General features: G+C 65.9%; 7 protein-coding genes. 2 read left to right on the forward strand and 5 right to left on the reverse strand.

The genetic code is table 11. The features are described from left to right. From QH168_RS11390 to QH168_RS11410, 5 genes are all read right to left on the reverse strand, one after another. Nucleotides 1-22,411: GntR family transcriptional regulator (locus QH168_RS11390; RefSeq protein WP_280234557.1), on the reverse strand; the 22,411-nt coding region annotated here is incomplete at its 3' end. Further along, nucleotides 22,411-24,177, reverse strand: coding sequence for a hypothetical protein (locus tag QH168_RS11395; protein ID WP_280234558.1), 1,767 nt, complete (start codon nt 24,175-24,177; stop codon nt 22,411-22,413). The genes QH168_RS11395 and QH168_RS11390, both read right to left, overlap by 1 nt. A gap of 106 nt (nt 24,178-24,283) precedes the next feature. Continuing rightward, nucleotides 24,284-24,787 (reverse strand): L,D-transpeptidase, encoded by a 504-nt coding sequence (locus QH168_RS11400; protein ID WP_280234559.1) that lies wholly within the window; start codon nt 24,785-24,787, stop codon nt 24,284-24,286. A gap of 185 nt (nt 24,788-24,972) precedes the next feature. After that, on the reverse strand, nt 24,973-25,179 hold the full coding sequence (locus QH168_RS11405) for a hypothetical protein (RefSeq protein ID WP_280234560.1): 207 nt from the start codon (nt 25,177-25,179) through the stop codon (nt 24,973-24,975). A gap of 41 nt (nt 25,180-25,220) precedes the next feature. Then, entirely contained in the window at nt 25,221-25,940 is a 720-nt protein-coding gene (locus QH168_RS11410; RefSeq protein WP_280234561.1) for a uracil-DNA glycosylase, read from the reverse strand. A gap of 167 nt (nt 25,941-26,107) precedes the next feature. Between QH168_RS11410 and QH168_RS11415 the strand changes: the two genes are divergently transcribed. Next, nucleotides 26,108-26,551: a GyrI-like domain-containing protein gene (locus QH168_RS11415; RefSeq protein ID WP_280234562.1), complete on the forward strand. Its 444-nt coding sequence runs from the start codon at nt 26,108-26,110 to the stop codon at nt 26,549-26,551. Next, the gene (locus tag QH168_RS11420; RefSeq protein ID WP_280234563.1) at nt 26,548-26,994 is read left to right on the forward strand and encodes an effector binding domain-containing protein; all 447 of its coding nucleotides are present in this window, start codon (nt 26,548-26,550) and stop codon (nt 26,992-26,994) included. The genes QH168_RS11415 and QH168_RS11420 overlap by 4 nt, the downstream gene beginning before the upstream one ends. The last annotated feature ends 5 nt before the right edge of the window (nt 26,995-26,999 follow it).

Here is a 26,999-nt window from a genome sequence, read left to right on the forward strand (position 1 = left end):
CGGAGAAGATCCACAGCGTGCGGCCGTCGGGCAGTTCCACCGAGTACGTGCTGTTCGCGCCGGTCCAGGTGAGCTCGCTGGAATTGTCGTTGCCGTATGCGGTGAACAAGTCCGTGAGCTCGTCACGTTCCACCGAGACGATGGCGGGTACCCGCGCAGGCGGACGACTCGAGTCCGACGAACCATCGTGCACTCGATCGGGCACCTCGGGCTCTCGATGGTGTTCGGCCAGTTCGGCAAGGTCGCGCAGGGTTGCGTCGAATGTGTCCGCGAACTCTGCATCGAGGGCCAGGATCCGAAGGCTTTCCTCGCGGGTGTGCATCGAAACGATGTACTCCGTGAGAGACTCCTGCGCATTGGACAGTGAGGAGTGAAGCCGGCTGATCGTCTGGGCGGCATCCCACGCCGCATCGGACTCCGGAATGCGCTGGGCGATGACGTTCAACGTGTAGTCGAGTTCGGCCAACATGCCGACCGCCGCCGCTGAATCACGAGTGCGGGTCAGCTGGTAGCGCACCAGGCTGAGTAGATCCCGCACGTACGGCGCGGCGGCCGCGGCGAACTCCCGGTCTCGGTAGCCGCCCGCCCTGGCGAACGCCGTCATGCCCTGGCCCAATGATCGGTGGGCCGCAACCACGTCGGGCTCGAAATCCGTCCCGAGCCGACTCACCAGAAACCCGTCGACCTCCGCGGCCCAATTCGTGGTGATGTCACCCGCGAGGAGATGCTTCTTCAGATCGCTCGCCTTCTGGAGGCCGAATTCTACTGAATCCCAGAACATCTCGGTTGTTCGCTCGGGCAGCGCCGCCCGCATCGCCTCTGGGATCCTGGCCAGGCTCACGCCACGGCGGAACTCATGGGCCATCCATTGCAGATGCTGGGGAAAGTGGTGCAGCGCGCTGAGGACGGCATGGGGATTGTTTCCGGCCCATTCCGGCAGCGGACGCCCCGGCACCTCCAGCGCCGACATCCCCACTATGTGATAGACGGCGTTGGCTGTCTCGGCGAGCTCTTCCGCTTCGGGGATGAGGTCGGCCACCTGGTTCGCGAGCTCTTCGGCGACGGCGGCGCCGGGGAACTCGCCGCGGGGTGCGGGTGCCTTCGCCATCAGATCGGCAGTGCGCTTGTGCAGCAACACGTTCAACTCTCGCGCCGATTCGATCACCTCGTCGACCTGCGGCGGCTCGCCTCGGCGGAACTCAGCCGCATGTTGCTCGGCCACTGCACGCAGATCCGTCATGAGCTGCCGGGCAGTTTCCGGATCCATCGCCGCGACCCAGTCCTCGAGATCCGCGAACGTCCGGGGGCTGTCTGTGGGCGGATTGTCCGAGGTTGACCATTCGGCGCCGTTGTTCGGGTTGTGGTGGTAACCCAGCCACGGCGTCTGGTTCACGAAGGTGAGTTCCGACCCGAAATCCTTGGATCCGCGACGCTGAGCACCGCTTCCACCGCCACGGGGAGACGGTGGTTGCGCACCACCCGCCTGCGGGATCGTCCGATCCGCGGGATGTTCCTCGCGCAAGCCCGCGCGGAGCAGGGCGAATGTCTTGGAGCGCACCTGGAGGACAACGCGGCGGGTGGTGGACAGTCGGCGCCAGGCGGATTCATGCGGTTCGCCGTAGAGCAGCACAAGCACGCTGTACGCCTGCCGTTGCGGTGACAGGTTTCCGACCACCTCGGCCAGACGCGTCAGATCACCGTTGGCCAGTTCCGCGATGTCCTGCGGCAGTCGCGCGTGCACCTCGGCTGCCAGTCGCGCGTACTCGGGGGATCCGGCCGGGGGGAGCGAACCCACCCATTCCGACAGGGCGGGTACGGGATCGGGCTCGCTGAGCGCAACAACGAGGTAGTCCTGAACGTCGCCGCGGATCACCTTGGCGGTGGCCTTGGACCTGATGTCCATATCGGACATGGCCTGCGCCATGTCCTGGCCCGACAGGTACCGCGCCTGCGCCCAGCGTCGATGTTTGCCCGACAGGGTGCCGATGGCGTCGAGCAGACGCCCCAGGTCACCTGCCATCGCCGTCCTGACCGGTTCCGGCAGCCGTGTCTCGATGGTGAACAGCAGCTCGAGGTATTCCGGCGAGCCGACCCGTGGGAGCTCGTCGATTCCGAGTCGGAACTCGACAATGGTGCGCGCATAGCCGTCGGGGGGAACCAGACTCTTGACCCAGGACACCCGCAATGCTGTGACCAGGTCCTTGGCCGCAAGCCTGCGCATGGTCTTCATCTGCGTCTGATTCGACAGTCCCAGCGCGCTTTGGGTGTCAGCATGACTCCAACCGCGCAACACCCGCAGCTCGAGATACTCGGCCCGGTCCGCGGGTAGCTCCGCGAGAACCTCGAGCAACCGTGGCAGGTCGCCGCCGAGGAACGGAAGGACTCTCTCCGGCAGCCGTGCCTCGATCGCCGCTCGCAGTGCGAGGTACTCGGGGGTTTCCCTGGGCGGCAGCTGATCCATGCCGGGCCGGAACGCCGGACCGCCGTCCGCGGTGGGCCGGTCCTCAGGGATGATCTCGTCGAACGCGTCGGGTTCCTCGGTGAGCGCCGGCTGAGGCACGCCGAGGGCCGTCGCCAGCGAATGGACCAGCAGGCGTACGGTGTCTTGTTCGACCAGCTCGACGTAATCCATGGGCTTCGCGAGCCGGGAAGCCGCGTCCCGCGACGACAGACCCCGGAGGTAGCGAAGTTCGGCGATCCGCCGTCGTTCCTGGCTCAGGTCTGCGAGCGCGGCTCGGATAATCGACCAGCCCACGCCCGCGAAGGGGTTCGCCGCCGACTCCAGGTTCCTGTGCCGCTGGACGGCCGCCGCCCACAGCCGGTCGCCGAACCGCCGTGCGCCATCAGGGGCCGCAATTGCGTCGGAGTTGCCGTTCCCGACGGCCGCCGGTGCGGCTTCGCTGGTACCCGAACGGATCCGGTCGTCGAGCTCATCCTCGGACTGGCCGAGCGGCACCTGCTGCCGGTCGGCTGCGGATCCACCGGTGTTCTCCGTGTGCCGCCGGTGCGGCGCCGCATCGGTGAACCGGCCGTCGGTCCGCAGGAAGTCGACGAAGAAGGTGGTGCGCCCCGAATCGGCCGCGATCCTCTGCTCCAGTAAGCGCATGAAATACGTGCGGTCCCGGCCCGTTTGGCCGTCGAAATAGCGCACCGCACCGTCGTCGACGACGACGTTGAGCACATGACTGGACGCGTTCGCACCGTCGGCGTCACGCTGTCCGTAGATGACGAGACCACGTGCGGACGTGCTGCCTGTCTGCTCGGCGGCGAGCAATTCGGCATCGATATCGCCCATACTGCGCACCGCCCGGAACTCTCCGGAGTAGTAGCCCGCGAAATACGATTGCCGCGCAGGAGCTTCGCCGTCGGGCCAACCCAGGGTCGTCGGCGGCGCGGGAGCGGCAACATAGTCTTGTCGGCCCGCCAGCGCGAGGTCGGTGACGACGGCGACCTCCGCGCAGTTCGTCTCGCCACGGCCCGGGTTCACCCCGCGCACCTTGTCCAGCAGCGGATCCGGCCGTGCGGCAAGTCGACTCATGGTCGCGTCCAAGGCCATATCGGCACGGCGGTAGCGGTCCGCCGCGGCGCTCAGCGCTGCGTCCTCGGACTGTCGGAGAGCGGCGTCGATCTGGGTGACCGTCGGAAATCCGATCAGCGGCCCCACGCCTGCGATCCGCATCATCTCCAGCAGCGCTGCCCGCCATTCGGCGGCGGCGTCGAGGTTGGCGATCAGCGATTCGACGAGCTCTGGGAGCGCGGTCGGCGCTGCGCCGCTCAACACCACGTCCAGCAGGTCATCGAGCCGCTCTTTCACCTCCCGCAGATGCCGCGCCGCGTCCGGCCACAGCGCCTTGCCCGGGTCCTTACCCTGTTCGACGAGCTCTTCCAGCGTGAGGTTGTGGTCCGCGAGTTCCTCGGCCAACGCCGTGCGAACCATGTCCAACTTCGCTGGGTCGAACCGATCGGCTACATATCCCTCGGCCCGGGTGAGCTCAGCCGCTCTCACCGCGACAGTGCCGGCGAGCGGCACATTCGGGCCCGAGTCGTGCGGCGTCTGCTCGCCGGGTTCGGGCAGGGTCAACTCGGTCGGATCGGCCACGACGACCAGGGCCACGACAATGCCGTTGCGCTCGGCGATGGTTCCGGTCACCGACAACCGCGTGCCCCTGGTGGCGTCACGTACATCGGCTCGGAAGGTGTCACCGTCCAGATACGTTGTGATATCGGTGAATCGGGGATCGGGGATCAGATCGGGCAGGTTGGCCAGCATTCTGGACACCGCACTCTCCGCGGTGCTCTCCACCTGCCACGGTTCGCGCGCCACACTCGCGGCCATACCGATGGCGGCGGCATCGGTATGGCGGGCCACCACCGCGGCGCGATAGATCGCGGCCCGTGTCTCGTCGACGACGACCGCGATATCACCGACGACATCCTCACCCCACAGTGGCGAGCCCACCGGGCGTTCCACCGGGGGATAATCGGGTGCAACGCCGAGCGTCTGCAATCCGATGTAGGCGCACAGATCTCCGTCGGGATCGGCGGTTCCCAGTGGCCGAGACCGACCCTCCGCGCCGAAGAATCCAACGCCGACAACGGTATCCGGAAGTATTGATGGCAATAGCACCTCATCGGCATCGAGACGGAAACTCATCTCGCCGATCGGGTCGATATCGGCATCCGGCCCCAGTGAGGTGCTCGGGAGGAGCTGTCGAAGTGCTTGCTCATCCGTTCGCAGAAACTCGAATCGGCCCAGCGCGTTCAGGTACGGGCGGATCGATTCGGTCACCTCCTCGTCCGCATGAGCGTCGAAATAGCGAACCCGGCCATGATCATGGAACACATTCAGCAGATGCTGATCGCCGCCGTCGCGTGGCTGGTACCGCAGAATTCCGCGAGCGAGGTTTTCGCCCTGGAGCAGGATCCGTTCGAGGGCGTCCGCATGCCGATAGTCGAGGAACTCCGTGGAGTAGTGCGTATCGACCGGGCCGTCGGGAACGGCCCATCTGGTCTGCTCGATGGTCTCGGCGGACACCCCGAAGGCGATGATCTTGATTTCGGCCAGTAGCGCACTGCTGCGACGGTCCAGGGCGCCGCGCGGATTCACGCTGCTGATCACGTCCCGGAGCGAAACTTCACCGTCGGGTCGATCGCCGGCGGTCCCGGCCTGGGCCGCGGCGACCTCGCTCGAGGTCAGGCCTTCGACGACAACGGCCGTGCGATTCAGCACCACCCAATACCCGTATTGTCCGATCTCGTAGGCGTCGTATCCCCGCGCCGCCGCGAAGCGTCCCAGGTCCCGCAGCACCTCACGGCGGTGCTGTAACTCCTCGCGGCGGGCCGCATTGCGCCAGGGCCACGGCGTCCAGCGCAGTTTCCTCTCGATGGACGCCAGCGCGGCCGCCTGCTGTTTGCGCAGCGTGGCGAGGTCGATTTTTTTCGCGTCGGGTCGCAACGCCATCCGGACCAACCCGCCGCCGGCATCTCCGCCGCCGTATCCGTCGGCGACGTTCCTCGTGGTCGCCGCATACGTTCCGTTGCCGTGAACCCCTTTCCCGGGGAAGTGACTGCCCGACCGGAACATCTCGACGTAGCTCGGTTCTGCCAGCCCCCGAAAGAGTTCGACACCGCCCGCCTCGATGACCGCGTCGAGGCCGTCGGCACCGGCGATTGTCGGCAATCCGTCGAATCCTTGGTCCCGCCAGATCAGCGCCAAACCATCGTCGCGGTGCTCGTCGGGGTTGATGGCGGCATTGATCGTCTGGTAGTCCAGTGCGCCGATCAGGTCCCGCCCGGGAATGCGATCGCCCATGCCGATGGGCTTGTCGAACTGTGCCAGGATGTCGGGAAGTTCTCGAGCGAGCGCCGAATGCAGCTCACCATCGTTCGCCATGCGGAGGAGCTCGTCGCGAGTCACCCACCGCGCCGCCAGGATCTCCTGTCCGTCGACCACCGGATCGATCCGAGACGGAGCGTCGGCCGCGAGATTGTAGTACCGCCACACTCCCGGGCCGTCGAAGACGTGGGTGCCCCGATACACCAGAGTGTCCAGATAGTCCTGGCCGACGCCCAGCTCTTCGCTCATCTCTCTGGCCGCGCCGTTTCCGGGTAGTTCGGCCGAATCCAGCGCGCCGCCGGGAAGCTGCCACTTGCCTTTGCCGGTGGTTCCTTCCTGTGCCAGAAGGAACGACTCGATGCCCGCGTCGTCGATATTCCGAGTCAATATGCCTGCGGCGCGACGGCCCCACACACCCGGAGCCACCCAGACGTCGCCGGACTCACCCGGATCGGCCAGGATTCGGAACACACGGACGCCGTCCCCCGCGGCGCCCAGCGGAGGTTCGGTCTCCCGAGTGTGCGACTGGCCGATGTCGAATTGCTCGGGTGTCACCGCCTTTTCCTGGACGGACGAGTTCGACCGCGCTTGGTCGGCGGTCGTCTCCGCCTGTTGTGTCCGACTCGCCGGTTGATCGGATCGGGTGTCCGGGTCGCCTTCTGGTGTGGGGTCGGGGAACTTGTTGAAGCGGTTGAAAACGCCGGGGGAGTAGCCATCCGGGCCGAGTCGGCGGCTCGGTGTGGACAGACGGGAGGTGCGTTCTGATGCTAGGGGGTTGAAGCCATGGGCGGGTTGATAGCTGACTTCTGGCCCAGGGGTCGTTGCGGTACCGCCGGAGGTGCCGCGTCCGGGCTGGGCGTGTGGGCTCGGGTCCGCGGACTGCATGAACCCTTGGCGGGGATCGGCCTGCGGGCTGGGCTGATCGGGTGTCGCCGCTGCTGGCTCGTGCCAGATCAGCAGGTTGGTCATGTTGTCGTGGTTGCCGGTGGTGTGGGCGTGCTCGTTGAGCGCGGCGGCGACGGCGCGGTGGTCACCGGGGGACTGTTGATGTGCCTGCTCGACGATCGCGGCGAGTGCGTGGGCCTGATAGGTGTCGTGCCAGACGCCGTCGGTGGCGATGAGTACGTAGCCGCGGCCTTCCACAGGGATCTTCGTCGCATGTGATTGCGCGTCGTCGGGGAGGGGGCGCCCCAACGACCGGGTGGTCTGACCGGCGTACGACAGTTGCAGCGCTTCGCCTTCGGGCATACCGGAGGCGATCAGCTTCGGCACGATCGTGTCATCGACACTGAGCTGCTTCGGTGTGCCACCGTCCACCGGCAGCCAGTACACGCGGGTATCCCCGGCTGAATCGATGACGAGGTTTCCGGATTGCATCACCGCGAGCGCGGCTGTGGAATCGGGGGAATTCGGCTGTCCGGGGGTTTCGGCAAGTTCCGCCACCGCGGCACGGGCGGCCGACATTCCGCGACGGACGACGCGGAGCGGATCGAACTGGCCCGTGGATCCGAGCTCTGCCGAAGCGGCCGACATGCTGGCAATGGCCGCCCGCACCGCTGCCTGCGCCGCCTCGCCGCCGCGAGGGGAGCCACCCACTCCGTCGGCGACCACGGCGAGCTGCACCGGTGCGCCGTCCACGGTCACCGTGACGAATCCGAACGCATCCTCGTTCGAGTCGCGGCCGCCATGTTCGGGACCAACACCGATATCGCTGACCGCGGCGATCGGGCCGGCCGCCTGCGTGGAATGGTCGCCGGGCGCCGCCGGCAGCCGGCTGGATGCGGCGTTGAATGCCGGTTGCGGTTCGAGGCCTGCGATGACCGCACCGAGGCCCGGATCGGATGGCGTGGGCAACGGGGGCTGCGTCGACGATTGCGGGCTGGGTTGCGGTGCATTCGATTCGGACGACGCAATGCTGTGCTCAGGCTGAGCCTTGGTGCGCGGGGGTTCAGGGGGTAGCGGTGGGAAGACTGCGACCGGGTCCGGTGCGGGAGTCACGTCCACGGCCGCCCATGGAGAACCGGCGTTGTCGCCTACCTGAGTTCCTGGACCTGCCACGACGGTCGCATGCAACAGCCAGTGGCCTTCGCCCATATCTCTGGTCCGGTCGATGCGGATCGACAGACCGTTCGGAAGCAGCTGCAACGGAAAAGTGGCCGGTGCCGAAGGCAGGACGAACAACGGGAAGCTCGGAGTGCCTGCGGGAACGGTCAGCACGACCTTGAAACGATCCCCCAATACAGGCGGTGTCACTCCTGTCATCGCCAGCGTCAGATCGGGCAGCCGGAACTCGGCCCCGGGCACGATCGGGTTGTTCGCCATGTCGACGAGTTCAGCGGAAAGGCTGATGCTCATCACCATCGGCTCCGGCAGCGGACGGCGAGCCAAAACGGCATTGGTGGCGGCCAGCGTCCGGGCGAGCTCCGGCGTGAGCTCGTATCCGCCCCGCAGGGCTTCTTTCAGCTGAACGATGGACTCATGCCAGAACGGATCGATCGTATAGGGCCGCATCGCCGCGACCTCTGCGTCGGTTAACTGCGGCACCACCTCCTCCCAGATCTCTCGCCCGTACTGCAATCTGCTCGCGTAGTTTGTCGAGGCTTTCGTGGAATCGAACAGCACACGCACCGGATGGGTTGCGCCATGCTCGGCGTTACCGGTGCGCGGCTCCTGGCCGCCGGAGGACCTCAGTGTTTCGCGAAGGTAGTTGATTCGGTCGTTGATCGGTTGCCGTTCAGGCGCGGGCGTAGCGTGCCGTGCCTCGACCGCGTGGAACAAGTGGGACAAGAGCCGGAATCGCTGCGGCTCCGTATCGGAGGGATGTTTGGTGTGGTCGAGCAGTTCGTCGAGCAGTCCACGCACCTCGACGAGCCGACTCGTATCGCTCGGTGGTACCGCCTTGTTCGCAAAGTCGAGCGAAATACCATTACGTGCCGAACGGATTCGCTGCTCGTCCAGTATTTCCAGAAGACTCGCCACCGTGGGATCGATGGCCTCACCATCGTCGCCGGCGGGTCGGCCTTTGATTTTACCTTTTTCTCGCGGGGCAGGCTGGTCAGGGTCGATGGGGTGGAGGTTGGTGAGGTTGTTGTCTTCGTCGATAGTGAGTTCGGCGATGTAGATTTTCTCGATGTCGTCGGCGTAGGGCAGTTCGTATTCGTCGCGGGTGCGGACGCGGGGGATGCGGTCGGGGTCGTCGGGGTCGGTGTTGGTGGGGTCTTGGATGTTGGTGTCGAAGATGAGGAGTGCGTCGTTGCCGATGTTGGTGGCGACGGTGGAGTGCATTCCTTTCTTTTTGCCGTAGTCGTAGAGGATGACGGTGGTGTCGACGGGGTTGGTGGGATCGGTGATTTTGTCGAGGTAGGCCGATATCGTGGCTTCGGGTTCGCCGGTGTGGGGGAGTTCGACGAGTTGGGTGGAAATAGCCTCGGCGAGGTGTTTTGGGTTGTTCCTTCGTTTTTTGGGTGTGGTGCCGTGGAGGAGGCCGAGTTCTTGGGTGGCTCGGGTGGTCTGCGAGATGCAGTCGAGCAGTTCGCGGGCTTTGTTGCGACCGAAGAGTCGTTGCAGGACCGTCCACGCTCCGACCGCGCCCGCACCCGCGGCGAGCGCGGTTGCCGCAGGCCCCTGTCCCATCAACTCGAGTGCGCCGCCACTGGCCAGGCCGCCCAGTGCGACAGAACCGGTCATCGTCATGTTGCGAACGGCATTTGCCTGCCCGAGCACTGCACCCGGGGTCTTCCTACGTCCGTAGGTACTGACGGGGATGCTTGTCGCACCGATGAGTGCCCAGCCTGCGGCGAATGCCGCCGAAGCCGGCAACGGGTCGCTGGTGATTGCCGGCACCATGGCAGTCCCGGCCAGTCCCGCCAACCTCATAGTGGAAAGGGTCTTGACCCGGAATTTGTCCATCAACTTGGTGGGGATGACATTCCCGATGACAGCCCCGGAAGGGACCAGTGTCGCCACCAATCCCATCTGTGTAGCCGACATGCCGGAGTTGACGAGCAGATAGGTGAACTGGCTGCCCTGCATTCCGAGGTAGAGATTGGTGAGGGTATGGGCATTGTTGATGCTTCGCAGCATGGGGTTGCCATAGATCGTGCGAGGTCCCACTACGACCGCGTCGAGTATCTGCTTTCGGAAACTGTTCTTTCTCGGTGTGGTCGGAATATCAGGTATCCCCGACATGGTCGTCAAATTGGCGACGTTCGTACCTAGGTTGATAAGTGGGGCCAACCATGGTCCGACAGCCAGCAAGCTGGGAGCCGCCCCTCTTCCAACAATTCGCGGAATATTTTGTTTGAGATTGTTGTAGCGGCTCAGGCCATGTTGCGCGTCGCCGGCCATCGCGTTGAGCACCTTCGCCGAACTGCTTCCATAGACGACGGAGGCTCCGGCTGCCACGAATGTGGATCCGAGAAGTATGGGTATGGTGTACGGAGTGCCTGTCGCCAGCGCGATAGTCGATGCTGCTGAGGTACTTGCGCCCACGAATGCGCTGCCCCACATCAACTTCCTCGGTGAGAAGTGATCGGTCAGATACCCTGCGATCGGGGCTCCGACGAACGCGGGCACAGTAATGAGCGCCGAAACGGCACTCGCAACGGCAGGCCCAGAGTTCGTCATGTACCACTGGTCGATCGCTGTTTGCACGATCGAAATGCCGGTCGCGTTGAGGAACTCGGAGCTGAAACGCATGCCGACCTTGTGGTCGGTGCGCATGAGCTTCCACAGGTTGGTGATCTTTTCGCGGTCAGCCGCTGGTTCGACGCCGGAATCGTTCGGGACGGCCGCTGCTGGAGTTGTCGGGGCCGACTTGGATTCGAGCGATTTGGGGTCGCGACCGGTGTCGTCGTTGTTGTCGGAGGTCGGGTCGGGAAAACGATTGAAGCGGTTGAAGACGAGCGGTGTGTACCCGTCGGGACCGAGCTGGGGGCGGCCGCCACCGACGAGCCTGTGGCGTTCAGGTGCGAGTGGGTTTTCATATCGGGAACCTGCCGGGCCGGCGTCGTGGAAGGGAACGACGGGGCCGGGGGCCTGCCCGCCACCTCCGGACGACTTCGGTATTCCATTGGGTTTGCTGGATGTTTCACCGGCGATCGGCCGTTGTCCGGTTGCACTGTCCAAATGGCCGACATCGGTGGCGCCGGCCAGATATTCGGGCGGAACGTGCCCCGGGGCTCGCGAAATATCGGAGTGCGACGCTATGTCGGAGTTGGGCACATCGTCCGGAATGTTCTTCGGGTTCGGTTTCGGGCCCTCGGCGGGAGCGGGTGTGGTGGGGGATCGATCGTCGGACGCCGGCCCGGTTTGTTCTGGCGGGTCCATGCGGAACTTCATGAAGATCGATTTGCCGGGGGCGCCGTAAGCCTCGAGTTCATATCCGAATGAGGTGGCGAGCTTCATGATGATGTCGCCACCGCGTTCGTGGGTGCCGTCGGCCAAAACGGAGTTCAGACCGGTCGGATCACCGTCGCCCGCCAACAGGGTATCGATGTCGATCATTGCGAGAAGCCGTGCTTCTGCCTCCGGATCGGCTCGGTCGAGTGGAGTTGTGTCGGCGTCGTCCATCGGTGCGCCGACTTCGGACAGCTTCCATCCCGGAACCACTCGGGATGTGTCCGAGATGTGCACCACCATCTCGTCGCCATCTTCGGACATCCACGCTCGTACCTGTGCGCCGCCCTCCTTGGCGTACCGCGAGATGTTGGCGAACACCTCTGTCACGGTCAGCCGGATATCTTCGCGTTGCCCCTCAGACCAGCCATTTCGGTCGAGCAGTTCGACGAAGGCACGTCGCACGGCCCCGCCCCCTGGGAACACCTCTTCCCGGCTGAAGGACAGGTCGACGGCTGGATCGCCAAGCGGTGGCAGCGGTCCGTCGGGTACGGCGGGTGTGGCGAGGGTGAACCGCCTGGATCGATCGCCGTTCTCGAAGAGTTCGATTCCCCAGGTCCGTGACTTCTCGTCCAGCAGTTCGAGGAGTCGCCCGGTCTCGGTCGGCGTGACGACACCGGTATCGGGGTCGGCTTTGTCCCGGACCGGGGCGACCCTGCTCTGGTCGATGACCTCGATGGCCACCCACTGTGCGTCCGCCTGGCCACCTCTGGTGGTGCGCACCACCGCCGGGCCGTCAGCAGTGCTCAGCAGCGCCTCGAGCATTTCTGCCGCCGCAGCGGTCTGCGGTTCGAGCGGTGATCCTGCCAGCGTGCCTGCGACCACATCGCGTGCCTTGGCGCCGTCGAGCATGTCGGGTTTCACCGAGATGTCGATGCGGGTCAGCGGCGGTGGGGCCTCGTTGCCTCGTGTGGTGGTGAGTGAGTCGACCACCTGCTGGTCGACGGCCGTGAGATCGGCGTGCACCAGCCAGTGGTCGGTGTTCGTCTGGGTGATGCTGGACTCGGCAATATCGAATTCGCGTGAGGCGAGTATCAGGTCCGGTGCGCCGTCCCAGATAGGCACGGTCCGTGCATCAGCGGCTATGACGGGGGACAGGCCGATCTCGTCGAAGATCGCCCCGTACGCCGTCTGCGGGCGATCGGTGTTGAGATCGCTGGCGATCACCACCGGGCCGGTGGCCAACGCCCGCAACATCTGCCCGATCTCTTCGGCGTGGACCGCGCCGTCGCCGTGCTCATAGTTGTACCCGAAGACGCCGAGCGGTGTCGGGTGCGTATTGATGATGGTGACCCCGCCGATCTCGACGACCTGCGCGAACCGATCATGGGGCGCCACCGGCCGACCGCCGATCCGGAGCTCGAGCGTGGTGACGGGCAGCAGGTGTCCTTCGGCCGCATCGATCGGGATTCGGCTGATCACAGCCAGACTCAGCATCTTCGTCTGGCTCGGATCCATGTGCGACGGACACATCACGGTCTCGTATACGTACGGGTAGCCGAGCAGTGCCGCCAACTCCTGCGCGGTAGTGCCGCCCGCGCCGGCCTCGGATTCCTGTATGGCGACGACATCGAGATCGGCCTGGCGGATCTGCTCGGCAAAGTACGCAACATCGATGTGGTCGTATTGCTCGAGCGGGAAAGGACTGTTCCCATCCTCCGGGGCCGCGTGATCATCCGAGGAGACCGCATGGTCATCCGAGGACCGCATAACGCGTCCCCCAGCGATATTCCACGTCGCCACCCGCAGCGAACGTCCGCGATCCGCTGGTGTCGCACCACCTGGTGTCGTTTGCTGCGCCTGAACCGGCTCGGAGGTCGGGGCGGGCGGGTCGGTGGCGATGGATCCACCAGGGTGCGTGGATGTCTCAGTGGTCGATGGCGGTTCGGTGGCAGGCGTTGTCGCCCCCGGTCGGGACGGAGTCTCTGCCAACAACTGTTCGGTTGCCGGAGTCCAGGAGAATCCCGAGTCCTCGAGCCACGGGGTCAGCCTTTTGTAGAGCTGACGCAAGATCGGATGGGTTCGTGCGGGTTCCGGTCCGGGATCGAAGTCACGAAGACTCGCTGTCGGTGCCTCGCCGGCCGGACTCATGTCCAGCACCACCTGCCCGGACTCTCCGCGAACCGCGTTGAGCGCGATGTCGATGTGCAACCCGCCGTCGGCTGGAATGGTGAAATCGACTACTTTTATCCAGAAACCGTCACCGGCACCATTGAGTATCTTCTCGAGACGTCGTTCGAGGCCATTCCGAGAAACGATGGATCCGGCTTCGGGAACGATCTCTGCCGCTGAATGGTTGGCGGGTATTTCTGCGCCGTCCAGCCATAGCAGGCCTTGGATCTCCTCGAGCATAGCGAAATCGACGCGCGACAAATCCACGTGCTCGCTGAGCGCGTATCTGAGGTATGCGAGGTGCTTTGGATCATGCGATGCCGCTTTGAACAGGCCGCTGAACGGTCCGACCAGGTCCAGCCTTCCGTCGATAATCCTCCAATACCCGAATGCCGAGTAGATGCTGCTGCCACGGTGATGTGAGTTGTAGAGATGCGGGTGCTCTCCGGACACATTTGGAGTGGTGACGAAATTTCCGTGGAGGTCCATCAGGAACGTATCGCCGCCACGTGTTCGAGTGTTGTAGCGCCGCCCGTCCGGTCCGACGAACCGATCGCCATCGAACCGGACGACGACGACCTCGACCGGATCGAGCCAGCCGGGATAGGCATCGGTGGGCGTACTCGGATCCGCGACGTCGAATGTCGGTTTGCTCGGGGCGGTGGCCGGGTTCGTCGATCGGCCTGCTTTGCCCTTGCCGTCGCCCGGCTCTCCACCGGGTGGGTTGCGGAAGGCCATATAGCCTTCTGCCGGGCCGCCCTTCGAGAATGGAATATGAGGACGGGCGCCCGGGTCGTCGTATTCCCCGCGACCGGTATCCAGGGCGCCGGACATCGAGCCCGGGTACGACGATGAACTCGGCGAGATTGTTCGAGCGGGTTGTGGTGCTGTTGTTTGTCCATCTGCGGTTCGGTGTGAACCTGTGCGGTCGGCGTCAGGTGCTCCGTCCACAGCGGAGCGAACTAGCGCGATCATGTCTTCGATCGACATCCACTTGTGGGGCAGTCCGGCCGCCGTGAACGCACCGGTGAGTGCCAGCTGCACGTTGGAGGCGAGCATGCGGGCCCTGCGGTCGTCCAACTCGCCGGCCTGGGCCAGCTCGACCATACGAATCGTGTCATTCGATGCCCGGAAAGTGTCGAGCATGGGCAATACGGTAAGGATGAAGCGCGCCGTGCTCGGCGAAGTGAGGGTGGCCGATTCGAGTACCGGCATTCCATTGCGATGTAGCGCAATCAAACCGTCGACGGCCCTCGGGCCTGGGCCGGCATACTGAAAATCGATAAGCGTGACGTTTCCGTGCGCATCGACCAAAACGTTGTTCGGCGTCACATCCATATGCAGAGGGACCCACGGTTCGATCGGCGATTCGACGAAGTCGGTGAGCGCCTGCTCCAGGGCGTCGGTCAGCCGGGGCCCGAATCCGAACGCTTGACGAACCGCATTGATCGCGACGGATCGTTCCCCGAACTCTTGGAACACCTGCTCGGCATGGGCGGCGTGAATTCGGATGAAGTCCGCGAGGGTCCCCGACCGGAGATGCTGTGGGATGTCCCCGAAGTCGCTCAACGGGAGATTGTGGAAATCGGTGATGATCGTGGTCAGCTTCTGCATGATCACGGGATCTGAGAAGAAGTCCGCTATCGGTTCGCCCGCATCACGGTCGATACGGAAATCGTCCCCCACGTAGAGGATGCGAGGCAACCCGCCCATCTTGCGGGCAGCGGCCTCGATGATCGCGGCCTCGTCGGCCCAGGTGACGTGGTCCAGCACATTGTCCGGGCGCGACATGATCTGGACCGCGAATCCAGAAATCTTGTACACATTGCGAGAACCGCCGATCCGCAGTTCGCCGTGTTCGACGGCGTAGTCGCGCAATGCCACCGCGGTCTCGTGTGACATCTGCACACCTGAATCCGGCTCTGCCCCGAGTGAGTGATACTCGTTCGGCCCCAGTAGATCTCGCAAGACGGCCGATGCCTGCACCGCCGCAGGACTCTCCTGAACAGTTTCGGGGCTGTTCGGCCATTGGCCCGCATCGGCGACGCGTGTACCGCTCGAGGGTTTGATCACGAGGTAGCCGTCGCCGGCCAGGCTGCGGAACACCCTGCGGACAGTGTCTTTCGATATTCCCAGCGCCTCGGCGAGCTCCTTGGCAGGTGTCATGCGCTGACCCTGGCCGACGTGGCCGTCGAGAATCATTTGCCGCAACAGCGGTGTCAATGTGGCGTGCCAGCCGATATCGGCGGCGGTGTCGGCGAGCGAACCCGGAGAGGGCTCACCGGTGAGGATGGTCAGAGTTTCTGCGGCCGAGAGCGGTGCCTCGGTACCAGGGGCTACGCTCGGCCATCGGTCCCTGCTCGCCACGGTCGTGCTGACCGGATGCCTGACTTGCAGATAGCCTTCATCGTCGAGTTGGTTATAGGCCCTGCGGACCGATTCCGAGGAAATCCCCAGTTCTTCGGCGAGCTTTTCGATCGGAGTGAGCCGTTGGCCTTCGGGTGGGTAGCCGTCGAGGATCGCTTGGCGTAGACCGTCGGCCAGTGCTGCCTGCCAGCTGGTTCGGGCCGCGGTGTCCGCGAGAGAGCCTGGAAGCGAGGCCTCGATGAGGCCTGCCTGCTCATCGGCCGGGAGCGGTACGGATGTGTCGGCGGGTGCTTGCTTCGGCCAGTGATCCTTGCTCGTCACCGTGGTGCCCGCTTTACCACGGCTCACCAGATATCCCGCGTCGGCGAGTTCGCGATAGGCCCTGGTGACTGTTTCGGTCGAGATCTTGACGCGTGACTTCCGCGCAAGTTCGTCGGCGAAAGTCCTGGCTGGTGCCAGCTTTTGCCCGGCGGAGATGGTCTCGTCGAGGACGATTCGACGCAAGCCGGTGGTCAGCGTTTCGTGCCAGCCGACGGCGGACACAGTGTCGGCCAGGCTGTTCGGCAGCGCGGCTTTGACGAGTTCGGTTTGCAGTTGGGCCGACAGTTGTGGTTTGTCGGACCGAACGGGCGGTGTGTCGGACGATTGCTGCTTGCGCTTCGCCACATTGTCGGCGCCCTTACCGACACCCGGTTCTCGACCCGGCGGCGTGTGGAAGGCCATGCCGCCGTCTGGCGGTCCGACCTTCTTCGCGAACGGGGTGCGTGGCCGCACGTCCATACCGTCGTGGCTGGTGCGACCGGTGTCCACTGCGCCGTACATCAATCCGGGGTACGACGTCGGTGGGCTGGTATTCGCGCCGGGTCGGCGGGGTGTGTCGGGTGTCGGATCGGCCGCGGGCAGAGCGGGCGCGGGCTGCCACTTGCGAAGCAGGCGCTCGAGGTATTCCGTTGCGGTGGTATCGAGGCCCGGCTCGGCCAACTTTGCTCGGATACCGTCGAGGAGCTGGGACCTTACGTTCGACAGCGTGAACGCTATGTGATCGACATGAGGGTAGCGGCGAGCGTACTCGTCGCTCTGGAGCAGGTAGCGGGCGATGCGGTCGGCTCGGTCGAAGGTGAAGGCCGCTGCTTCGAGGTGGTGCGCGGCGCTTTCCGCGGTGGTATTTGCGAACTCCGACAATGCGGCGAGCAGGTCGTTCGCCGCACGGGCCATCGTCGACATGAGCCGTTCGGGCGTGATGTCTTCGGCGCCCGCGGGGATCAGGCGGGACAGGATGGCGAACCGCTGCTCGGGGCTGATCGGTGTGTAGGCGGGAACATGGTTCGGGTCGTGGGGTTCGCCGACGATCTGTGCTCGGTCGGCGAGCAACCGAAGCAGCTCGACGGTGTTGTTCGTATTGTCGTACGCGCCGCCGGCACCGAGCCGCTTGGCGGCCTGGTACAGCAGCTGTGCGGTCGCGCCGTCGTCGGCGAACGACCAGAAGGGTTGCTGATTCTCACTCGACCTGTTGGGGAGGTCGAGGATGTACTCGATCATTCCGGCCGCGGCGTCGGCGGCCTTGGCCGCCTGCTCGGGATCCAACCCCGCCAACCCGTTCCGAGCCGCGTGCGCGATCGCCTGCACCAGGTTGTTCTGGTATTCGTCCACGAGATCGGCCAGTTTCGCGTCGACGGACGCAAGGGCGGATTGCTCCTCGGCCGCAGACCTGACGCCCGCATGCCGGAAGTCCTGGTAGAGGCGCTGGAGGTAATCTTTCGTCTGGGGTTGGAGATCCAGGTCCTCACGCTGGAAATAGAGCTTCTCGACTCGTTCGAACAGCTTCTTGTTCGTCAGCACATCGTGGTTGTGCCGTGCCTTCATGCCGGTGATCAAGTTGTCCACTTGTTCGGCAACCGAATTGCGATCTTCTTTGTCGCGCTTGAGGATCTGCTGTTCGGCCAGTCTGCGGTAGTCGGCACCTGATTCGGCGAAACGATGCAGGGTGTTGTCGACGGTCGGTTCTTCGGCATCGTTCGCGATGTCGTCCAATTCGGCGTTGTGTTCCGCGATCGCCGCCGCGAGATCTTTGGCGTGTTGGACGAGATCGACTTCCTCCCACCACGGATCCTCGGCGGGTGCGAACGGGAACGGGTTCGTGCCGCGAATGTTGTGCCGGGTACCGGGCGTCGAGAGCACGGGGCGCCGGGTCTCGATCTTCGGCGGGGGCGGCGGTGCGAGGGTCGCGCCGGAGACGCCGCCCTGCGTGGTTTCCACGCCGGGGCTGTCGAGGTATTCGAGGCTGTCCGGGTTCAGGCCGGGGCGGCCGCCGGGTGTGCCGGGTGCGCCCGGCGCCTTTTCGTCGACGTCGGTGGGGTATTTGCGGCCAAGTCCGGCGTCCATGGGGACCGTGGTCGGGCTGGCGTCGAGTGAGGTCGACTGGGTGGCCGGTGGGCGGGGGATCGGGGTGACCTCAGGGCCTACCGCCGGCTCTGGAGTGAGTGGGCTGGTGGGGTCGTGTTCTTCCTGGGTGCCGTCGGGGGTGAAGCGTGGTCGGTTGGACCAGGAGTCGAGGGAGCCGTTCTCGCGAGGTCGGGGAACGATCGGGGTTCGGTTGCGTGTGTCCTCCTCCGGGGGAATGGGGAAGGCGGGGTTGGTGTAGATGGCGGGTGGCGGGAGCTTGAACTCCTCGGGCGGATCGCCCAACGGGAAGCCGGGGATGCGTGGGGTGGTGGCGTCTGTGCCCGTGGGGAATTCGACTGTGCTCGGCTTCGGCGGGATGAATTCCTCGGGTTCGGCGGGGAGGTCGTCGTCTGCGGGGGTCCGGTTGGTCGCCGGGAGCGGAGTCGCGGTCGACGCTTCCGGCTGTCTGTCGGGGGCCGACAGCGCGGTGGTATCGGCTGCATCGGGAAGAGCGGCTGCCCGACCCGCGCTCGGATCCACCGAACGGGCGGCAGGGTTTTGTGCGGTGGGTGGGCTCGCGGCCCGACTCGGTTCGTGTGTGTCGGGACCGGGCGGACCCGAGAGATTCGGCGCCGATGCCGATGCAGCCGTTGGTGAGGATGCTGCTGCCGCTGTTGCTGACGACGTCGCCGCCGCTGCTGTTCGTGAGGAGGTTCCCGCCGTCGTTGGTGACGAGGATGTCGACGTTGTTGATACAGGTGCCGATGCTGTCGTCGGAGTGGCTGTCGGTGCGGAGGCTGCTGATGACGCGGCCGACAACTCCGGTGACGACGCCGATACCTGCTCTGCTGCCGCCGGGGACGTCGACGCCGAGGATGCTGACGTCGATGTCGTTGTAGCCGAGGATTCCGACTTCGATGTCGTTGCAGCCGAAGGGCTTTCGGCAGCCGACGAGAGCGAGGGCGATACGGACGGCGCGGCCGCCGGGCTCATTGCCTCGGGTGGCGGAGTTCCCGGTACGGGTTCGGACCCGGTGGATGCGTCGGGGGCGGTGCTCCTGGCGGTTGCGGTGTCGCTGCCGAGCGTCGCCGAGGCGGTTTCGGGGGTCGGCTTCGGTGTTGCGGCACCGGTTGCGTCCGGTGTGCGGCTCTGCGCCGGTGCGGCCGTGGCCTCTGGTGACGCCGGGGACGCGGGCGGGCTCGACGGATGTGCGCTGGCAACGGTCTGCTCGGTGGGAGTGTCGGCAATGCGTGACGAGGTGGTGGCGGGCCGCGGATTCGGTGCGGGTTCTGCGGCGCCGGACGGGCGCGTTGTCTGTGCTGCGGTGTCGCGGGATGACTGGGTGCCAGGGTCGCGGGGCGCTTGCCCGCCAGACTCGTGTGCGGCGGGTGTGGCGGTGTCGCGGGGCGTTTGCGTGCCAGGCTCGCGGGAGGCTGGCGTGCCGGTGTCGCGGGGCGTTTGTGTTGCGGTATTGCCTGGCGGCTCCGTGCCAGTGTCCCGAGAAGCTTGCGTGCCGTCGCGGCCTGTATTCGCTTCGGTATCAAGGCTTCTCGACGCCCCGACGTCGCGGGTTGTCCGAGCGTCAACGTCGCGCGATGGCTGCGCGCCGGTGTCGTGGGCAGTCAGGTCGGCGTCGGTGGACCGCGAGACCGTTTCGGTGGTCGTCGCACCCGCGTCGATGCTCCGCGGTGCGGCGGCTGTCGGGCCTTCCGGCTCGTCAGCTGTCGTGACACCCAACCGCTCCAGATCGCGCTGGAACGCTGCCTCGAATTGTTCCTGGTTCACGGGCGCGGCTTCGTCCATCGCGTCCCGTGCGGACGCGTCACGCTCCAGGAGTGCCGTGCCCTTCAGCGGATCCCAGTCCGCCTTCGGCTTCGGCGCCTCGCCCGGCGCCAGCTCGAGTTGTGGGCGCCACCGGCCGCTGTCGGGTGCGGATTCCGAGAAGACGACACCGAGCGTTTCCTTCACGCGCGGTGCGATATCGCTCAGCCAGTTCTGCACGGCATTGTCTTGGATGTCGATACGGGGCGCGCCGATCCGCTTGCCCTGCGCGTCGACGGTCCACTCGACCACCAGATCCCCGGAGATCTCGCGGACGATATTGCCCTTCTGCTCATGGATTTCGACGCGGCCGACGCTGTTGCGGCTGAATGTGGCGGCGTGTGCGCCGGCGCCGTCCTTGAATTGCACGGCCCCGGCGACTTTCACATTGTTGTTCGCGACATAGTCGACGAGTGCCTGCGGTGAGTCGAAGGTGCGCCAGTGCCCGTTGAGGGCTTGGGCCCACTGCTCGACTTCGACCCCTCGCAGGGGAGTCTGCGAGTTGTCCAACAGCGAGGTGTTGATGCCGTCGTAGCCGGTGATCTCCTTCATGTACGAGACGGATTCGGGGGCACAGTTGCCCAGGCTCTCGCCGTCCTCGCGCGCATACCCGAACGACGAGCTGCCATCGTCGGGCGATGCGGGCCGGGCACCGTTGTCCGCGATGGGCTCGGCCGAGTCACGGCCGGTCGGTGCGACCGAATCACCTGTCATTGCAGGTGATTCCGGTGCTATAGGCGCGTCGGGCGCAGATGCGGGTGCGTCTGCGGTGACGGAGGTCGGGCCCGACTCCCCGCCGCCGGTGTCCGGCGTCGCTCGCACCTGGCCTGGATCGCCCGTCGACGGGGGAGGCGTGGTGACCTCTGGCGCCGAAACTCGGCCGGTGCCCTCCGGCGATGCCGATACCGCCGAGCCCCGGTTCGGCTGCGACGATTCCGCACCGCCCCGAATATTGTTCTGCGCGGCCGTATTCGGCGTGCCCGCCCCGTCACTTGTCCCGGATACGGTCGAGACGCTTCGCGGCGGTGGTGCGGACTCCCGTACGCCGGTGACGTTCCCGTGCTCCGGTCCGGAACCGCCGCTCGGAACCGGCGGTCGACGCTCGGGTCCGGATCCACCAGATCCCGGTGAATCAGGTGAATTGCGTTGTCCAGGAGGTATTCCCGGTGCATCGCCATCGGATCGCGGTGCAGGCGATTGACCGATGCCCATTTCCGCCAGCTGCTGTCGATAGTGAGCATCGGCGCGCTGCTGGAATTCGGTGATACTCGATTCGCGGAAGGATCGTGGACCGCTGGAGGTGTTCTGGCTGTCGACGAACGCGGCGACGAGGTCTCGATGCGGCCCGGGTGGCAGGTCTTCGGTGCGCATCCGCCCGGCGAGTTCCCGGCCGAGATCGTTGATCTGCGCTTCCGGTGACAGATCACGTGGACGTGCGGTGTGCCCGTCGTCGGCACCGGTGAGCGGGGATCTCAGCCGGGGCGGGGGTTCGGCGAACCGCGGTGTTCCCGAACCGGAGCCATCGGCAGGCGCCCCAGCGTGGGCGGATCCAGGTGGCGGAGTGCGTCCCGCGCGGATGGCCGCACCGATAGAGCTGGCGACCCCGGACCCGAACCCGGTCCAGATCATCGCGGCCATCTCTTTGTCGGTGAGCTCGACGCCGGACAGCCATTCCATCGTCTTTGCCCCGGCATATGCGGCCGGCGGGCCGCTGATCGCGCCGGCGGCGACGACGGCGGCGATTTGGCGGGCCTTCCAGGAGACCGGCGAGGTCGAGCGGGCACTCGACCCCATCACCTTCCGTGCGATGGCACCGCCGAGAGCGGCGCCGACTATGCCGCTGCTGAGACCTGCGCCCGCACCGATCCCTACCTGCTTCCAGTCCATTTCGTCGCGATTGCCTTCGGCGATCTGTCGACCCATCGCGTACGCCTGTGTGCCACCACCGAGCGCAGTGCCCATCACGGCGCCCTTGACCACCAACGCCAACCTCGGGTACGCCACCGCGAACTTCGCGTTGAGCAGCCGCAGCATCGTCACCAGATTGCGCAGCGAGAGCACCATCGCTTCCCTGGCGGCCAGCCGACGCTGCATCATCACCAACACGGTCGCTGGATGCGGCCTGGTCAGGTCGAAAAGGATCTGCCCGATCAGGACGAAAGCGATGCTCTTGACCACATACTGCTGGAACTCGATCTGGAGCGCGCCCTCTTCGAGCTGTTTGGCGCGATCCTCATGGTCTTTACACAGCTCCCTGGCGTCGACCGCGCACTGCCGGTACCAGTCGCGGACCTCATCGATGTAATCGCCGGAAATGCCGAGGTCCTTGCCGTGCTGAACGACCTCGTCGATGTCGGCGCCCAGCTCGGCCAGTGCGTTCGCCGAACTTCGCCAGTACTCGGCGGCGGCGCGCATGGCATCCGGGTCTCCCTCTGGGAGATGGCCAAGCACCAGATCGACCAGCCAGTCGGGAAACCAGTCGGGAAGATCGACCATCACCCGCCGCCCGGACGACCACGCGGTATCTCGACGACGAGCCGGTGTAGGGCTTTCGCCGGACCCGACGCGTCGTCACCGCGCAACTCGACCTCGGCGAACGCGCTCTCGAGCGCCGCCTGAGCATGAAAACGTCTGTCCTGGAAGCTGTTCGGGCCCAGCTGGGCGCGCCAGATCCGGTATCCGGCGACCACACCGGCCAGGGTGTCGCGGTGGTCCCATGGGCCGTTGATCCGCCGATACTCGGTGATCAGCGAGCGTTGCGCCAGCTGCTGTGCGCGCGGTCCCGCCGCGGCGACGAGTATCCGGCCCAATGCGTGGACCACGGTCGCGTAGATCGGCCGTTGCTCGGATCCCGGCGGCATCCGCCCGGCCCTGGTGGCCGCCTTGACCGTGGTGTCGAACAGGTCGGGATTCGCGGCGAGCTTGGCGTCGAGCGAGATCCATGGGCCGGTGTCGTCTCGGTTTTCGATCACCTCGGCGATCGAACCGTCGGTGCGCGCGGTGATCTCGATTCCGCCGAGGACGAGGTAGGAGTACTTGCCGAGAATGTCGTCGACCGCGGCGGCGATCTCGTCGACCGTGTGTTCGGCGATTCCCGAGGTGTCGAACCCCGAGATCCGCAGGTTGCGCCGGGTGGCGAGGGCATGCGCGGCGGCGAGTGCCGCCGCGTTGGTCGTCGGCTGACCGGCGGAGACGCGTGCGGTGGATTCTCGTTTCGACCGGCGTGGCTTGTCGGACTTGCCGCGGGTCGGCGGTGGTGTCGGACCCGGTTCGCGGTCTCGGCGCCGCGGCGGCGGGATGGCCTGTCCGGGCGGCAGCATCGGCCCGGTGCTCGGTGGGCGTGATCGGGGTGCTCCGGGACCCCACGGTGTTGCTGTCTGGGGCCGCGCCCATGGTGTCTCCGCCGACGGCCGCACGCCCGCTGGCCTCGCACCGGGATCCGTGGGTTTTGCGATGGCATTGCCGGCCGTCGGGGACTGCGCGCCGGTGGCGCCGCGCCCCGGTGCTGCTGTGGGCGCCCCCGTCGCCGAGGAGGTCTTGCCCTGCTGGGGCGTACCGCGATCACCGGACGACGGCGAGGTCGGGTTGCCACTCGATGGTGCCGCCGTCCATGGCGAATTCCCTTGGCCACCAGCAGGATCAGGGTAGGAACCATCCGCGCTGCCGGGGTGGTCGATCGGGTTCGCTGTCGGATCGAATCCCTCGGCGGTGGGATCGGAGGTCGCGGGCACCTCGTCGAGCGGCTGGTCCGTCGGAACATCGACCGGTACGTTCGCGCCGGTTTCGCCACCGACCGGCGCCGCGTCGGATCCGGCGGTGCCGGGAGGATAGCCGCCGGGGACCTCGACCGGCACGTTCGGGCCGGGGCCGAGGCCGGGGCCGGACTCGGGCGCCTGGTAGACGATCTGGTCGGGTCCCTGCTGCGGAACGCTCAGGTCGAGGTAGTAGGGGTCGGCGTTGCGGATTTCGAGGGCGTTGTCGTAGTCGACGTCGTACAGATTCTGGGTGGATTCGCGGACCTGTCGGCTTGCCTGGTTGAGCCGATCGGCCAGATTCCTCAGCGCTGTGATGCTCTTCTCGGCACGCGGTTCATAGCCTTCGGCGAAGGCCTTCCCCGGCTCATCCGTGCCCCAGGGCTCGCCCTGCCCGTCCAGCCCAGTCGTCAGCGTGCCGACCTGATCGCGGGCTGTTGTGGCGAAGGCGCTCAGTCGTGAGATCAGACCGTTGATCCGGTCCGGGTCGATCCACAGCGGCTGGCTCATGCGTGATGAACCCTCCTCATGACTGTGCACCGGATCAGAGAGGAAAATTGTGCCCGATCCTGAGGGGGTTACGGCGGTGCGTTATTACCTGTCCTGGGAAGGACTGTCAGCGGATGACGTCGACCCTGTCACCGGGGTTCAGATACTCGAAAAAGCGGTGTGCGCCTTCCTCTGTCATGCGTACGCAGCCATGCGATGTGGCCTCGACCGGGCCCACGTGGAAGGCGATGTCGTTGTTGAAGAACACGGCCCAGCGCATGGGGGCGTGGTGCATGGTGCTCCAGTGGAAGGGACGTTTGAAATCGACGTCGAACACGCCCGGTGGGGTTTCGTACCCACGCATGCCGTGCGAGATCGGTGTCGGACCGAAGACGACCCGCCCGTTGTCCACCAGCCAGGCCTCATTGGTGCTCAATCGCATGCAGGCGCGGGCCTCGGGCGCGCACGGCGAGGCGGTCGGGATGATCGCCGGGACGCCGGGGATATCCGGTCCGCCGGGGAACAGCGGTTCGGCCCCGGCCGGTGCGGCGAGCAGGAATCCGGCGGACGCGGCGCCGAGGAGTACCGCGCAACGCGCCGACCAGCTGCGGAAACGGTTATTGCGAATCAATTGTCCGAACCTCTCTAACCCTGCCGGTCGGCCTGTCTCACGCCAGGACACCCGGACCATCTCGTCTGCACAAGCCTGGGACCACCGAGGTAGAGGTGATCATGACCGACCACGCGCACGTGGTCAACGATGGCGCGCGACTGGGACGAGTCCGTTACCTGCGGTCGGGCGCGCCGCTGGAGCGTTCAGTCCTCGCTGCTGTCGCGGTGCGCCAGGTAATCGAGCAGATCGGGGTCCGACGAGGTCAGCTGGTCGATTTCCTCGCCGCCGGTACAGGGGTAGAAGGTGACCGTGACCGAGCCGGGGCGGCGGGCCGTCACCCGCCAGAGGGCGCCGGAGTCGTGCCAGCGCTGGAGGACCGCGATCGGCGTTCGGGCCAGGTCCTCCGGCATGGTGTGGCGGTTCCTTCGGGCGAGGGCGGGTGGTGTCGACGTTACCGGCCCACGGGCAAGCCGGCGGCGGCTGCGGCTCGGGTGAGCATGTCCTCGATCATGGTGGGGGTCAGGCGGCCGGTAAAGGTGTTCTGCTGGCTGACGTGGTAGCAGCCGAACAAGTGCAGCGGCGCCTGTGCCGGATCGGTGGGTGTCAGCTCGACGTGGGCGCCGTGTCCGAACTTCGGGCGCGGTCGCGGGAGCTGCCAACCGGCCTCGGCCAGTACCGGCAGCAGTGCCTGCCAGCCGAAGGCACCGAGCACCATGATCGAGCGCAGGGTCGGTGCGAGTAGCCGCAGTTCGGTGTCGAGCCAGTGCCGGCAGCGGTCGCGTTCCTCCGGTGTCGGTTTGTTGGCCGGTGGCGCGCAGCGCACGGGTGAGGCGATCCGCACACCGTGCAGGCGCAGGCCGTCGTCGCGGCTCACCGCGAGGGGCTGGTTGGCCAGACCGACCGCGTACATCGCCGCGTAGAGCACCTCGCCGCTGCGGTCACCGGTGAACATGCGTCCGGTGCGGTTGGCTCCGTGCGCGGCGGGGGCGAGGCCGACGATCAGCATGCGCGCGTCGGCGGGCCCGAATCCGGGCACCGGACGACCCCAGTAGGTCTGGTCCCGGAACGCCGCCCGTTTCTGCCTGGCCACCAGCTCCCGCCACGCCACCAGGCGCGGGCAGGCGCGGCAGTGTGTCAGAGTCTCGTCGAGTTCGGCGATGGTGCGGCACACGAGCCGATTCGATCACATCGGCGGCGGTTTCCTGTGCAAATGTCCAGTTCAGCGGGATCGTCGCGAGTCGATCTTGTCGGGGCGCCGCGCGGTGCGATTGGTAGCATGGCGTTTCTGGCCGACCGGATGCGGACCTTGCCCCGGATTCATCTCGAAAGAGTCTTTCCATGCAGTTTGAAATCGTCGAGCGGGACGAGACGTGGGTTGCCGGGCTCCCGGTGCGCAGCCCCAAGCGTGCGCTGCGGGAACTGCGGGATCAGGATCTGGAAGCCGCATGGGCCGCGGTGCTGCACCATGATCTCGGCGGCCCGCTGGCCAGCGCCTACACCGACTATTCCGGCGAACTCGGCACCTACAACACCCAGATCGTCGGATATCAGTGCTCGTCGTTCGATCAGGTCACCCGCGGCCATCTGGTGGCCAGACTGCCGCGCGGCACCTATGCGCGGTTCTCCTCGATGGGTGAGTTCCCGCAGATCATGACGGGCCTGTGGACCCAGATCGCCTACGCCGAGGAACACAAGCAGATCAAACGCACCTTCACCGGCGATTTCGAGTGTTATCCGCATGCGTACAAGATCGATCTCTACCTGGCGGTCGATCCACGATGAGCTACTCCATCGTCGTCCGCAGCGAGGCGATCTACGGCGGTCTGGTGGTGCCGCGGGTGCGCCCGAGCTTCAAGGTGAGCAACAGCGAGCTGATCGAGTTCCTCAAGGATCGGCTGCGTGATCGGGCCGCCGGGACCGCGGCGGCCGATGGCCCGATGTTCACCGTGTACGTGCCGGATCCGACCGAGACCTACAACGCGCTGGTCGGGTTCGAGTATCCGTCCGCCGAGGCGGCGCAGGTCGGCGACGTGCTGGTCCGCGTTCCCAAAGGGGTGTACGCGCGGTTCGTGCCCAATGGCGATTACCACGATCCGGTGGAAGATGCCTGGGCCCAGGTCGACGACGCGACGGCATCGGCCGAGATCACCCGTGCCTACCGTGAAGAAATCGAGATCTGGCACGGCCCGCATTCGGTGGAACTGTTCATCTCCATTCTGGTATAGCTTGC

The organism is Nocardia cyriacigeorgica, from assembly GCF_029868385.1.
Classification (GTDB): domain Bacteria; phylum Actinomycetota; class Actinomycetes; order Mycobacteriales; family Mycobacteriaceae; genus Nocardia; species Nocardia cyriacigeorgica_F.

Bases quoted from the DNA above. Each gene is read 5' to 3' on its own strand.
- QH168_RS11420 (WP_280234563.1), top strand. From the start codon at position 26,548: ATGAGCTACTCCATCGTCGTCCGCAGCGAGGCGATCTACGGCGGTCTG.
- QH168_RS11415 (WP_280234562.1), top strand. From the start codon at position 26,108: ATGCAGTTTGAAATCGTCGAGCGGGACGAGACGTGGGTTGCCGGGCTC.
- QH168_RS11405 (WP_280234560.1), bottom strand. From the start codon at position 25,179: ATGCCGGAGGACCTGGCCCGAACGCCGATCGCGGTCCTCCAGCGCTGG.
- QH168_RS11395 (WP_280234558.1), bottom strand. From the start codon at position 24,177: ATGAGCCAGCCGCTGTGGATCGACCCGGACCGGATCAACGGTCTGATC.